Annotated in this window: 14 protein-coding genes and 1 pseudogene; 10 read left to right on the top strand and 5 right to left on the bottom strand. The window is 69.6% G+C overall.

Translation table 11 applies throughout. From position 1 onward, the window contains the following. The first annotated feature begins 316 nt into the window (after nucleotides 1-316). From EHO50_RS05155 to EHO50_RS05140, 4 genes are all read left to right on the top strand, one after another. Nucleotides 317-781, top strand: a complete 465-nt coding sequence (locus EHO50_RS05155; RefSeq protein WP_128428567.1) for a single-stranded DNA-binding protein — start codon at nucleotides 317-319, stop codon at nucleotides 779-781. 273 nt (nucleotides 782-1,054) lie between these two features. Beyond that, nucleotides 1,055-2,473 (top strand): Cys-Gln thioester bond-forming surface protein, encoded by a 1,419-nt coding sequence (locus tag EHO50_RS05150; RefSeq protein ID WP_128428566.1) that lies wholly within the window; start codon nucleotides 1,055-1,057, stop codon nucleotides 2,471-2,473. Nucleotides 2,474-2,545: 72 nt separating this feature from the next. Then, on the top strand, nucleotides 2,546-3,079 hold the full coding sequence (cpt, locus tag EHO50_RS05145) for a chloramphenicol phosphotransferase CPT (protein WP_128428565.1): 534 nt from the start codon (nucleotides 2,546-2,548) through the stop codon (nucleotides 3,077-3,079). A 93-nt stretch (nucleotides 3,080-3,172) separates the two neighbouring features. Next, entirely contained in the window at nucleotides 3,173-3,913 is a 741-nt protein-coding gene (locus tag EHO50_RS05140) for a VOC family protein (RefSeq protein WP_128428564.1), read from the top strand. Between the two features lie 246 nt (nucleotides 3,914-4,159). Here the strand turns inward: EHO50_RS05140 and EHO50_RS05135 are convergent, their stop codons facing one another. Next, nucleotides 4,160-5,140, bottom strand: a complete 981-nt coding sequence (locus EHO50_RS05135; protein WP_128428563.1) for a winged helix-turn-helix domain-containing protein — start codon at nucleotides 5,138-5,140, stop codon at nucleotides 4,160-4,162. Nucleotides 5,141-5,229: 89 nt separating this feature from the next. On the opposite strand from EHO50_RS05135, the gene EHO50_RS05130 reads away from it, so the two are divergent. Then, a complete protein-coding gene (locus EHO50_RS05130) occupies nucleotides 5,230-6,540 on the top strand; it encodes an MFS transporter (RefSeq protein ID WP_128428562.1) in 1,311 nt (436 codons plus the stop codon). 99 nt (nucleotides 6,541-6,639) lie between these two features. Next, on the top strand, nucleotides 6,640-7,251 hold the full coding sequence (locus EHO50_RS05125; RefSeq protein WP_128428561.1) for a DinB family protein: 612 nt from the start codon (nucleotides 6,640-6,642) through the stop codon (nucleotides 7,249-7,251). Here the strand turns inward: EHO50_RS05125 and EHO50_RS45775 are convergent. Continuing rightward, a pseudogene (locus tag EHO50_RS45775) lies at nucleotides 7,170-7,386 on the bottom strand (Tn3 family transposase); the annotation flags it as partial. The gene EHO50_RS05125 and the pseudogene EHO50_RS45775 overlap by 82 nt on opposite strands. Nucleotides 7,387-7,682: 296 nt before the next feature. Here EHO50_RS45775 and EHO50_RS44620 point away from each other — a divergent pair. The 4 genes from EHO50_RS44620 to EHO50_RS05100 all read left to right on the top strand — a co-directional run bounded on the left by EHO50_RS44620 (nucleotide 7,683) and on the right by EHO50_RS05100 (nucleotide 10,958). After that, entirely contained in the window at nucleotides 7,683-7,997 is a 315-nt protein-coding gene (locus EHO50_RS44620; RefSeq protein ID WP_220096415.1) for a hypothetical protein, read from the top strand. Nucleotides 7,998-8,202: 205 nt separating this feature from the next. Next, nucleotides 8,203-9,867: an energy-dependent translational throttle protein EttA gene (gene ettA, locus EHO50_RS05110; RefSeq protein ID WP_128428560.1), complete on the top strand. Its 1,665-nt coding sequence runs from the start codon at nucleotides 8,203-8,205 to the stop codon at nucleotides 9,865-9,867. A gap of 6 nt (nucleotides 9,868-9,873) precedes the next feature. Continuing rightward, nucleotides 9,874-10,293 (top strand): acyl-CoA thioesterase, encoded by a 420-nt coding sequence (locus EHO50_RS05105; RefSeq protein ID WP_128428559.1) that lies wholly within the window; start codon nucleotides 9,874-9,876, stop codon nucleotides 10,291-10,293. Then, nucleotides 10,290-10,958 (top strand): DUF8010 domain-containing protein, encoded by a 669-nt coding sequence (locus EHO50_RS05100; protein WP_128428558.1) that lies wholly within the window; start codon nucleotides 10,290-10,292, stop codon nucleotides 10,956-10,958. Before EHO50_RS05105 ends, EHO50_RS05100 begins: the two co-directional genes overlap by 4 nt. A gap of 6 nt (nucleotides 10,959-10,964) precedes the next feature. Here EHO50_RS05100 and EHO50_RS05095 read toward each other — a convergent pair whose 3' ends face one another. The 3 genes from EHO50_RS05095 to EHO50_RS05085 all read right to left on the bottom strand — a co-directional run bounded on the left by EHO50_RS05095 (nucleotide 10,965) and on the right by EHO50_RS05085 (nucleotide 12,624). Then, nucleotides 10,965-11,621, bottom strand: coding sequence for a GntT/GntP/DsdX family permease (locus tag EHO50_RS05095; RefSeq protein ID WP_246101020.1), 657 nt, complete (start codon nucleotides 11,619-11,621; stop codon nucleotides 10,965-10,967). After that, nucleotides 11,606-11,917, bottom strand: a complete 312-nt coding sequence (locus EHO50_RS05090; protein ID WP_246101019.1) for a four-carbon acid sugar kinase family protein — start codon at nucleotides 11,915-11,917, stop codon at nucleotides 11,606-11,608. Before EHO50_RS05090 ends, EHO50_RS05095 begins: the two co-directional genes overlap by 16 nt. A gap of 65 nt (nucleotides 11,918-11,982) precedes the next feature. Beyond that, a complete protein-coding gene (locus tag EHO50_RS05085) occupies nucleotides 11,983-12,624 on the bottom strand; it encodes a FadR/GntR family transcriptional regulator (protein WP_128428556.1) in 642 nt (213 codons plus the stop codon). Nucleotides 12,625-12,653 lie beyond the last annotated feature (29 nt).

The following is a 12,653-nucleotide window of genomic DNA, read 5'->3' as shown; positions in this document are numbered from 1 at the left end:
GGGGCCTGGGGCCTTCGGGGCGACCTCGGGTCGGGGCCGGTGGCTCACCCGTTCGGGTGGCGGAGATATCCACAGGCGGGCGGTGATCCACAGGGCTCAGCGGGCTCGGCCCGGCGGAGGCAGTCTGGCTTCGCGGCGATCGCGACGGACGCGGTCGATCGCGGTGACGGCGGCGGCAGGGACGTACCGGGGACGTACGAGAGACGTACCGGGGACGTTCCGGGGGCGCGCGGCCGTCATGTCGGACGCAGCCGTACGGGACGGGCCCGTGCGCGTATCCGCCCGGCCGTGCGGCCGGGTGAGGGAGGGGTTCGAGATGAACGAGACGACCATCTGCGCGGTGGGCAACGTGGCGACGCAGCCCGTGTACCGGGAACTGGCGACGGGACCGTCCGCGCGCTTCCGGCTGGCGGTGACCTCGCGCTATCTGGACCGCGGGAAGAACGAGTGGACCGACGGGCACACCAACTTCTTCACGGTGTGGGCCAATCGGCAGCTGGCCACGAACGCCGCCGGGTCACTGAACGTGGGCGATCCCGTCGTGGTGCAGGGCAGGCTGAAGGTGCGTTCGGACGTACGCGAGGGCCAGAGCTGGACCTCGGCCGACATCGACGCGGTGGCGATCGGCCATGACCTGGCCCGCGGCACCTCGGCCTTCCGGCGCACCCCCAGGCCGGAGGCGGGAGCCGTCACGGCACCGGACCGCCCCGAGCCCGACTGGGAGACGCCACCCGCGGAGGGCGGATCCCAACAGGCCCCGGAACCAGCTGCGGTGACGTGACGTCAGTCACTCGCAACTGCCGACACCAGAGCTGACCGAACTGCGGCTTATCGACGAATGCGTTCCGAACGACCCCGGTGGATTTGTCGATAAGCCCTGCTCGCAAGGGATCTTGGCGATAACGATTCCGAGTCGGATCGGCCCTCCGACGGGATCACAGGGAAGCGTGGTGCGGCGCGTCCCTAGGATGCCGGACATAGCTCTCGGGGCTTCTGATTCTGCTGGTGGGACCTTATCCCCCACGTCAACGGGTCCTGCTCGAAGGGGAATTCTGTGTTTTCTGCGTTCTCCGCGCTGTCGGTGCGCGGACGAGAGGCGACCCGTCTCGCCGCCGCGACCCTGGTGTCCGGGCTCGTCGCCGCCTCGGTGATGACCGGCACGGGCGCGGCCGCGGCCGACGGTACGGCGCGCAGCCAGGGCGGGGCGACCGCCACCATAGGCGGCCTGAAGACATACGGCGCGGCGGTTGTCCACGCCGACTCCGGTGACCAGGAGATCTCGGCGGGTCTGTTCGAGATGTCCGTCGACGGCGGCGGCACTCTCCAGACGTACTGCGTCGACATCCACAACCCCACGCAGCGCGACGCCAAGTACCACGAGACGTCCTGGAGCGGCACCTCGCTGGGCGCCAACAAGGACGCGGGCAAGATCCGCTGGATCCTGCAGAACTCCTACCCGCAGGTGAACGACCTCGCGGCACTCGCCCGCAAGGCGGGCGTCGAGGGCGGCCTCACCGAGCAGGACGCGGCGGCCGGCACCCAGGTGGCCATCTGGCGTTACTCCGACGCCGTGGACGTCGACGCCGTCGACCCGCAGGCCGAGAAGCTCGCGGACTACCTGGAGCACAGCGCACGCGCCGTGGCCGAACCGCAGGCGTCGCTGACGCTCGACCCGCCCGCGGTCTCCGGCCACCCCGGCGAGCGGCTCGGCCCGGTGACGGTGCACACCAACGCCGACAGCGTGACCGTGACACCGCCTGCGGACGCCGCCACCAGCGGGGTGCGGATCGTGGACAGGGACGGCAAGGCCGTCACCTCCGCGGCCGACGGCGGTCAGGTGTTCTTCGAGGTGCCCGAGAAGGCCGCGGACGGCCAGGCCGAGCTGACCGTGCAGGCCTCGACGACCGTGCCGGTGGGGCGGGCCTTCGCCGCGGAGAGCCGCAGCCAGACGCAGATCCTGGCCGGCTCCAGCGAGTCGACCGTCTCGGCTACGGCGAGCGCGGCCTGGGCGGGGACCGGTGCCATACCGGCACTGTCCGCGGCGGAGAACTGCGCCAAGGGCGGTGTCGACATCACCGCGGCCAACAAGGGCGACGCCGCCTTCACCTTCGAGCTGCTCGGGATCGAGTACAGCATCCCGGCGGGCGAGTCGCGCACGGTGACGATCCCGCTGCAGGAGGACCAGGCCTACGACTTCACCATCCAGGGCCCGGCCGGCTTCGAGCAGCGCTTCACCGGCGTGCTGGACTGCATGACGCAGGCGACCGAGGCCGACCAGGCGGGCACCGTCACCCAGACCGTCAGCGAGCCGAGCCCCGCCACGGTCGGCACCACGTCCGACGACACCAACCTCGCCGCGACCGGCGGCTCCACCATGACCCCCCTGATCGCGGGCATCGCCATCGGCCTGGTCCTGATCGGCGGCGCGGCCCTGGTCCTCGTACGGAAGAAGGAAGCGCGGCCGCAGGACTGAGCGCCGACGCAGCAGCGAGCGCCTGCCGAAATCAGCTTCGTGCCCGAGCGGCAGGCGCCCTACTGTGGCGCGATGGCGACTCAGGTGATCATTCTCAACGGCGGTTCCAGCTCGGGGAAGTCCGGGATCGTACGGTGCCTGCAGGCCGTACTGCCGGATCCGTGGCCGGCGTTCGGGGTGGACTCGTTCGTCGACGCCCTGCCCGCCAAGATGCAGGCGTCGGACTCGGGAATCACGTTCGCTGCCGACGGCGGCGTGAGCGTCGGAGCGGACTTCATGGCGCTGCAGGCGGCCTGGGCGCAGGGCATCGTGGCGATGGCCCGGGCGGGCGCCAGGATCATCGTCGACGACGTCTTCCTCGGCGGAGCGGCGTCCCAGAAGCGCTGGCAGAAGGCTCTCGACGGACTGACCGTGCTGTGGGTGGGCGTCAGGTGCGAGAGCGCGGTCGCCGCGGGCCGTGAGATCGCCCGGGGAGACCGGGTGCAGGGGATGGCAGCGCTGCAGGCGGATGTGGTCCACGAGGGCGTTGCCTACGACCTGGAGGTGGACACCACACACACCGAGTCCCTGGCGTGCGCGCAAACCATCGCGGGCCGGGTCACCTGACCGCCGGAGCGGCTCCGCACCCTGCGGTGTGCCGGCGCCGACGCAGCATCGCCTGCGGATGTCGTTGCAGAGCGGATGCATAGGATCGCCGACATGGCGCTGCGACCCGTTCATGTGATCATGAAGGCTCTTGATGGCTCGGCGGTCGGCCGGTTCTGGGCGGAAGCGCTCGGCTGGAGTGCTTACAGCCCCGGCGTGGCCACCTACGTCGGACCCGCGGGCGGCCTCGTTTGGCCGCACCCGGTCGCCATCGGCATCGACGTCGTTCCCGTCCCGGAACCCAAAACAGCGACGAAGAACCGTGTACACCTCGATCTCGCCACCGCCTCCGCGGCCCATCAGGCGGAGCTGGTCGCGCGACTGAAGGCCCTCGGTGCGACGCCCGCCCACGTGGGCCAGGGCGAAGTGCCGTGGACGGTCCTCGCCGACCCGGAGGGCAACGAGTTCTGCGTGCTGGAGCCTCGGGAGAGCTACCGGGACACCGGGCCGATCGCCGCGGTGGTGGTCGACTGCGCGGATCCGCGGGCCATGGCCCGGTTCTGGGGTGAGGCGATGGACTGGACCGTGCACGAAGTGACCGACGAACACGCGGTGTTGCGCTCCGCCAAGGCTGTCGGCCCGTATCTCGAGTTCCTCCGCACGCCCGACGTGAAGACCGTGCCGGACCGCGTCCATCTCGACCTGCTGCCGTACCCCGGTGACGACCAGGCGGCGGAGGTGGCCCGGCTGCGGGCCCTCGGTGCCACCGACCTCGACGTCGGCCAGGGCGACGTCCCGTGGACGTGCCTGACCGACCCGGAGGGCCACGAGTTCTGCGTCCTCGCCCCGTCCTGACGAGGAGCGCACGTCGAGTGAGTCGACGGCAGTCTCGTGGCTCACGCCCGACGAGGTCTCGGAGCGCATGTCCGAGGTCTTCGCTATCAGGCTCTTGGATGCTCACCTCGCGCTTTGGTCAGGGCGCTGAGGAACGCTCCGTACAGTTCACGGCGCAACGGACGATTCCCGTGCGCACGCAGCCCTGCTGAAGGTAGCGAGTGACGCGAGCACGCCCCACATCGTGAACAGTGCTGATCTGAGCCCTCAGCCCGAACCGGCGACCAGCGCCTCGCCGAGCGGGGTGCGCCGGTAGAGCACCGACCGTCCGGACCGGGCGCGGACGAGCAGCCCCGCGCCTCGCAGGATGGCGAGGTGGTCTCCCACCGCGCCGGGTGCCATGGCGAGGCTTCGGGCGAGGTGGCTCGTACTGGCCGGGGCGTCCAGCGCCAACAGCAGCCGGGCTCGGGCCCGGCCGACCAGAGCGGTCAGCGCGTCCGGTTGGGGGACGGTCGCCTGTTCGCCCCACAGGGCGGCGGTGCCGCGGGCAGGGTAGACCAAGGTCCTGGGCCAGGGGTCTTCCAGGTGGGCGGCGATATTCCCGACGAAGACCGAAGGGATCAGCAGCAGCCCGTCGCCGACGAGGCGGACGTTTCCGACTGGGGGGAAGAAGCCGATCTCGATACCGCCGGCGCGCCAGGCGATGCTCGGGTGCAGGCTCTCGATGGTCGTGGCCCATCCGTGTTCGCCGATCACACCCACCCGGTGCACGACATCGCGCTCACAGATCGCGCGCAGTTGCGGCCAGTCCGTGGCGAGCAGCTCGTGCCACGCCTGGTCCATCGCCTCGGCGATCCTGGAGACGGCGTCCGTGGAGTCCAGCACTGCGCGTACGCGGGGATCATGGGCGGACGGGCCGGTCGCGGTGGTGGCGAATTCGTGGCGGGCCGCTTCCAGCGGTGTGGCCCGGATCATGGCCAGGTCGTCTGCCCAGGTCTGGTTGAGGCCGCGCGGGGGCGGGGCGACGAAGTTCGGTCCGGACTGCGGGGTGTGCAGAGCGAGGGCGGCGTCCAGTTCGGTCTCGCGGCGAAGCCGTTCAAAGGCCGGCAGGAGCCGGGTGGCCCAGGCTCGCGGCAACGGCCGGTTTTGGCCGGCGAGCGAGCGCAGCAGTAAGCAGAGGTCCATCGCGGGCGACAGTGCGAAGCGGCTGCGCAGCAGGTCCTCGACGGAGACTTCGAAGCGGAGCACCCTGCGAGGCTACCGCCGGACGTCTGTTCCGATTCGTCCAGCGACGAATCATTGGTGAGTGGCGTGGGCGCGCGGCGAGGCTGCGCGTCATGACCCCGACCGCCGAACCCGCGCAGGGCAACCACCGTGCCACCTACCGGGAGGTGCTGGCCGAGCCGCGATTCCGGCTGCTCTTCTCGACCCGCGCCGTCGCGATCACTGCGGGCTCGCTGCGCATCACCACGTTCTCGGTGCTGGTCTTCGCGGCCACCGGCTCCGCGCTGTTGAGCGCACTGGCCTTCGGCATCGGCTTTCTCCCGCAGTTGTTCGGCTCGCTGCTGCTGGGCTCACTGGCCGACCAACTGCCGCCCCGCGCGCTCATCGCCGGCGGTTACGCCTTGGAGTGCGCCGCCGCCCTGCTGCTCGCCCTGGTGCGGATGCCGATCGCGGCAAGCCTCGGTGTCGTGGCGCTGGTCGCCCTCGCCACACCGGTGTACGGCGGCGCGTCGAGTCGGCTGGTCGCGCAGTGGCTGAAGGGCGACGCCTATGTACTGGGCCGTTCGCTGAACAACATCGCCTCCTCTGGCGCGCAATTGTTCGGTCTGGCGCTGGGAGGTGCGGTCGTCGCGGTACTCGGCCCGCACCGGGCGCTCGCGGTAAGCGCCGCCCTCTACCTCGGCTGCGCGCTCGCTGTCCGCATCCGGCTACCCCGGCTGGAGCCGGCAGAGTTCGGCGGCACACCCGGCAGCGCTCGGGGCGATGGCGGGGCCGTCCGGGCAAGCCTGCACGGTGCCGGCCTGCTGCTGCGCGGACACACGGTACGACGACTGATGCTGGCCCAGTGGCTACCGCCCGCGTTCGTAGCGGGCGCGGAAGGTCTGATCGTCGCCTACGCGGGAGGACGCCACTTCGCGCCCGGCTGGTACGCGGTGCTGATGGGCTGTCTGCCGGTCGGCATGCTTGTCGGTGACCTGCTGGTGGGTCGACTGCTACGGCCACCCACCCGGGAGCGACTGGTAGTCCCGTTGATTGCGCTGACGGGACTGCCGCTGGTCGGCTTCGCCACCCAGCCCGGAGTGGGCGTCTCGTCCTGTCTGCTGCTGCTCTGCGGCTTCGGATTGGCCTACGGTCTCGGCCTGCAACGGCCGTTCCTGGACGCTCTGCCGCAGGATGGCCAGGGCCAGGCCTTCGGTCTGCTCGGCTCCGGCAGCATGACGCTGCAGGGCGTCGGGCCGGCCTGCTTCGGCTCGGTGGCCGCAGGCATCGGAACAGGCGGCGCAATCGCCCTGGCAGGCGGCGCGGCGGTGCTTACCGCCGGCTGGATTCTCACCTGGCACCCGCCCCCCTCCCCGGTCCCGAACTACTCAACGGGATCAGAGAACGGCACCGAACAGCATGCGTGTAGTTCTCCTGCGCAGTGACCGTCACCGTCGCGGGTCGGGTCAGCCGCGAGACGTCACGCACCCCACCCCCACCCCCACGTCTGAGACCACGAACAGCCCATGGAAGGTTCATGCCGCATGATCGATGAATTCGCGAAGGACAACCTGCACAGGAGACTGCGGCGGGACCGCGAGGCGCTGCTCTGGAAACTCGACGGCTTGTCCGAATACGACGCCCGCCGACCTTTGACAGCGACCGGGACCAACCTCCTCGGCCTGGTCAAACACGTGGCCACCGTCGAGGCCAGGTACTTCGGCGAGGTCTTCGACCGCCCGTCCCCGGAACCGCTGTGCCGGTGGCAGGACTACGACGGCAGCGATCAGTGGGCGACCGAGGACGAGACCCGCGATCAGATCATCGGGTTCTACCGGCGCACGTGGGAACACTCGGACGCGACGATCAACGAGCTTCCCCTCGACGCCCCCGGCCACGTGCCGTGGTGGTCGGAGCCTTATCCCAACACGAACCTGTTCGCCATCATGGTCCACGTCCTCGGCGAGTCCAACCGGCATGCCGGGCACGCCGATATCCTGCGCGAGGGCCTCGACGGCCGGACCGGGGTGCGCCCCGAATACGAGCAGCAGATCGACGAGGAAGCCCGTGCAGCCTACTGCGCGAAGATCGAGCAGGCTGCCAGGTCGGCCGGGCGCAGGGCGCCGGCGGCCGGGGGCGAGGCGGTGAAGCTGTAGCGGCCGCGCAGGTTCAGGTTGCGGTGCTTGAGACGGGAGAGCCTGGTGATGTCCTCCTCGCGGATCGCGTGGCCCTCGGCCTGGTAGCTGGGCGACGGCGGCGTCGACGTAACGGGTCGTCCAGAGCACGATGGAGATCGTCTACGAGATCCCCGTCAACCCCTGGCAGGACAGCTCCGCGTCAGGTCGTAGCTCCTCCGCTCGTATCGTGACCGCATGCGCAACGAGCGGCACGATGAGCGGCTGTCGGACGACGAGTTGGAGCGGCCTACCGGCGACCGTGAACCGGCACCGAGCCGTGCCGAATGCGTGTGGACGACAGGTGACTAGCCGCCATCTGAAGGGGTAGCTGTCCCAGCCTGTGGCGGATTCCTGGTGGACACGCCAAGCTCCTTCTAAGCCCCTGTCGCTCACTGCATCATGATCTGTTGATGGATGAGTATGCGTGGCCCACGGGCCCGGACCTGCCGGACGCAGACATAGTCATCGGGAGCTGGGCGGCGACCATCGCAGCTCTACCAGTGGGGACCCACATAACTGGAGAGGTCATTGGCCGCCAGCCCTTTGGCGTCTTCCTACGTATAGAAGGTGTACCCGACACCGTGGCGCTGGCCGAGATAACGGCCATGCCTCTGGGGATGGAGCTGCCCGCTCTCGGGGCCTCCGTGAAGGGGGAAGTGCTCTGGCACGGCCACAACCATCAGGTGAGGGTCAGGCTGGATGAGTGGCGGACGTCTGCCGAGTGATCGCTTCTTGGGCCGTCCCTGGGCCGTGCGAGGGTGCCCGAGGTCGACCGGCGGCGGCCGACATTGACGGTCGAGTCAGCGCAGCCAACAGTGAAACCCCAGGTCAGAGCCACCCGCCCATACCCGTTTCCCCCCAGGGGTGGCGATCCGGCAAGATGGGGTGTATCTGCCCACTGCCAGATTTCAAGCTGCCGGACGGTTTCTCTTGGCTGAGTTCATTTACACCATGCGCAAGGCGCGCAAAGCGCACGGCGACAAGGTGATCCTCGACGACGTCACCCTGAACTTCCTCCCCGGGGCGAAGATCGGCGTCGTCGGCCCGAACGGCGCCGGTAAGTCGACCGTTCTGAAGATCATGGCGGGGCTGGAGCAGCCGTCGAACGGTGACGCGTTCCTGTCGCCCGGATACAGCGTCGGCATCCTGATGCAGGAGCCCAAGCTCAACGACGACAAGACCGTCCTGGAGAACGTCCAGGAGGGCGTCGCCGAGGTCAAGGGCAAGCTCGACCGGTTCAACGAGATCGCCGAGCTGATGGCCACCGACTACTCCGACGCGCTCCTCGACGAGATGGGCAAGCTGCAGGAGGACCTCGACCACGCCAACGCCTGGGACCTCGACGCCCAGCTCGAGCAGGCCATGGACGCGCTCGGGTGCCCGCCCGGCGACTGGCCCGTCGTCAACCTCTCCGGTGGTGAGAAGCGGCGTGTGGCGCTGTGCAAGCTGCTGCTCGAAGCGCCCGACCTGCTGCTCCTCGACGAGCCCACCAACCACCTCGACGCCGAGTCCGTGAACTGGCTGGAGCAGCATCTCGCCAAGTACGCGGGGACTGTCGTGGCCATCACCCACGACCGGTACTTCCTCGACAACGTCGCCGAGTGGATCCTCGAACTCGACCGCGGGCGTGCCTACCCGTACGAGGGCAACTACTCCACCTACCTCGAGACCAAGCAGACCCGTCTGAAGGTCGAGGGGCAGAAGGACGCCAAGCGGGCGAAGAGGCTCAAGGAAGAGCTGGAGTGGGTGCGGTCCAACGCCAAGGGGCGGCAGGCCAAGTCCAAGGCGCGTCTGGCTCGCTACGAGGAGATGGCCGCCGAGGCGGAGAAGATGCGGAAGCTGGACTTCGAGGAGATCCAGATCCCGCCGGGCCCGCGACTGGGCTCCATCGTGGTCGAGGTCAACAACCTCTCCAAGGCCTTCGGCGATAAGGTCCTCATCGATGATCTGAGCTTCACGCTGCCTCGTAACGGCATCGTCGGTGTCATCGGCCCGAACGGCGCCGGCAAGACGACCCTCTTCAAGATGATCCAGGGTCTGGAGACGCCCGACTCCGGCGACATCAAGGTCGGCGAGACGGTCAAGATCTCGTACGTCGACCAGAGCCGCGAGAACATCGACCCGAAGAAGACCCTCTGGGCGGTCGTGAGCGACGAGCTCGACTACATCAATGTGGGCCAGGTCGAGATGCCGTCCCGTGCGTACGTCTCCGCCTTCGGGTTCAAGGGCCCCGACCAGCAGAAGCCGGCCGGCGTGCTCTCCGGCGGTGAGCGCAACCGGCTGAACCTCGCCCTCACCCTCAAGCAGGGCGGCAACCTGCTGCTCCTCGACGAGCCGACCAACGACCTCGACGTCGAGACCCTCAGCTCCCTGGAGAACGCGCTGCTCGACTTCCCGGGCTGCGCCGTGGTCGTCTCCCACGACCGGTGGTTCCTGGACCGAGTCGCGACGCACATCCTCGCCTACGAGGGTGAGTCCAAGTGGTTCTGGTTCGAGGGCAACTTCGAGTCGTACGAGAAGAACAAGATCGAGCGGCTCGGACCGGACGCCGCACGTCCGCACCGCGCCACCTACAAGAAGCTGACCCGGGGCTGATCGATCTTGCGCCACATCTATCGCTGCCCCCTGCGCTGGTCCGACATGGACGCGTACGGACACGTCAACAACGCGGTCTTCGTCCGCTACCTGGAGGAAGCCCGTATCGACTTCCTGTTCCGTCCGGAGAAGAACTTCAAGCAGGGGTCGGTGGTGGCGCGCCACGAGATCGACTACAAGCGGCAGCTCGTCCACCGGCACCACCCGGTGGACATAGAGCTGTGGATCACCGAGATCAGGGCCGCGTCCTTCACCATCACCTGCGAGGTGAAGGACGACGACGTGGTCTACGCCCGGGCCTCGACGGTGGTCGTGCCGTTCGACTTCGAGGCGGAGCGGCCGCGCCGGATCACCCCGGAGGAGAAGGAGTTCCTCCGGGAGTACATGGATGACGCGGCCGACGAGGAGGAGGCCGTCGCCGCATGACGGTGCTCCACCTCGCCGACGAGGGGGAGGCGGCGGACCTCGCGGCCTTCCTCTCCCGGCTGCTCCACTACGACCGTTCAGCGGCGGTGCGCCTCCAGGCAGCCGGCACCGCGCTCGCCGTCTTCGGGCGGCCGCCGTCCTTCGAGGTACTGGCGATCCGCGCGGTACGGCTGGCGAAGCCGTACGAGAACGGGCTCGACGTCACGCTGGACGTGACCGTCTCCGCGGGCGAGCTGCTGGAGTCCGTCGACGAGGCGGCGGCCACGGCTGTCGTTCCGGCGGCCGTCACCGGTCCGCCCTGGGCCGGGGTGCTTCCGCCGCGCGGAGGCTGGCTTGCGGTGCCGGGGCTGCCCGCGTCGGCTGAGCTGCTGGCGATGGTCGGCGCAGGCATCACCGAATTCCGTTCCCGTACACAGGAGTTGGCGTCCGAGCGGCGTACGCGCGGCGAACTCGACCGGATCGGGCGGGAGATCTGGTCCCGGACCGTCGGGGACACGCAGCTGCCGGTGCGGGCGGTGCACGCGGCCCAGTCGCTGGGGTTCCTGCGGGGCACCGGGGATCTGGCGTTGCTCTCGTCCGGTGCGTGGCTACGGCTGCGCACGCCGTACGGGTCGATCGCCGTACGGCGTGCGGGACTTGGGGCGTTGGACGTCAGCGTGCGCTGACGCCGGTCACACCAGGGGCCACAGGGCTGCCGTCAGACCGAAGCCGATGACACCCATCGTGGTCGTCAGGACCGTCCAGGTGCGCAGGCCGCTCGCCACGTCCAGGCCGGCCAGCTTGGTGAACATCCAGTAGCCCGCGTCGTTGATGTGCGACACGGCCAGACCACCCGCGCCCATCGCCAGGGCGACCAGGGACAGCTGGCCGGTCGACAGGTCGGCGCGCTGGAGCAGTGGCGTGAGGATGCCCGCCGTCGTGATCAGGGCCACCGTCGTCGAGCCCTGGGCTGCGCGCAGGGCCAGCGCCGTCAGGAAGGCCAGGAAGAGCGCCGGGAGTCCGGTCCGGTCCAGGACGTCGGCGATCGCGTCGCCGATGCCGCTCGCCACCAGCACCTTGCCGAAGACGCCGCCCGCGCCCGCCACGAGGATCACCATCGCGACGGAGGGGAGGGCCGAGCCCATCACGTTCGCGATGTGCGTACGGTCCCAGCCGCGGCGGGCGCCGAGGAGCCAGGCGCACAGCGTCACGTCGATGAGCAGGGCGACCATCGGGGCGCCGAGAACGGTGAGGACGGCGCGGAAGGTCGAGCCTTCGGCGAGGAGGTTCTGACCGAGGGTGCCGGCCAGGATCAGCAGGATCGGGGTGACGATCAGGGCGAGGACCATGCCGAAGGAGGGCGGGCGCAGCGCCGGGTCCGAATGTAGGCGGGGACCAGGACGACGCCGTCGGGGGCGGCGCCGGCTGCCGTCAGCTCCTCGGTGAGGACGTCGGTTTCGAGGGGGAAGTGACCGCGCAGGGTGGAGTCGCCGCGGGAGGCCCAGCGGAGGTCTTCGACGGCCCAGGTGGTGAGGACCGGGATGTCCTTGACGGTCTGAGTGCCGGTGGGGTCGTCGTCGAGGACGGCCAGGCGGGGGGCCGTGCGCAGACGGGCGGCCACCTCGGACGGGCTGACATTCTTCACGGGTGGGGCATTGCGGAGCACTTCGGGCTCCGGGAGGGCATGGCGGGGTAGGGACGCTGGGGGAGTTATTCGGCGGACTTCAGTACGTAGGTGCGGTAGTCGTCCACCGTCTGGTTCATGTGGGCGTTCATCGCCTCGCGGGCCTTGTCCGGGGCGCCGGATTCCAGGGCCGCCAGGACCGCCTCGTGGTGCGCGATGGCGTTGACGCGGATCTGGGGGACCGCGGAGGTCTCGCGGCGGCCCTCGGCGAGGAGGGTGCCGAAGGGCTCGAAGAGGAGCGGGACGAAGAGGTTGCCCGTGGCCCGCATCACCGTGGCGTGGAAGTCGATGTCGGCCTGGACGAATTTCTCCGTGTCGGCCTCGTCCGCCGCGTCCCGCATGGTGGCGAGATGCTCGCGCAGCTCCGCGAGGTGGGTTTCGTCGCGGCGCTCGGCGGCCAGTTCCGTCGCGCCGTTCTCGATCAGGCGGCGGGCTTCGATGAGCTGCTGGGACAGCGAGGTGTGGGAGGAGCGGGAGGCGGCGCGCATCACGGGCTCCAGCGCCGTCCAGCGGTCCGGCGGGTTCACGTAGGTGCCGCGGCCCCGGACCACCCGTACGACGTTCTGCGCCCGCAGCTGCTTGACCGCCTCGCGCACCGTCAGCCGGCTCACGGCGGACTGCTCGGCGAGCTCGCCCTCCGGGGGAAGGGCGGCGTCGGGCGTCTCCATCCCGGTGCCATGGCAATACCCGTTCCGTG

Origin of the sequence: Streptomyces cyaneus, from assembly GCF_004028635.1 — a bacterium.
Taxonomy (GTDB): Bacteria; Actinomycetota; Actinomycetes; order Streptomycetales; family Streptomycetaceae; genus Streptomyces; species Streptomyces cyaneus.
The sequence above is the reverse complement of the archived record's forward strand: the minus strand, read 5'-3'. Positions and strand labels throughout refer to the sequence as shown.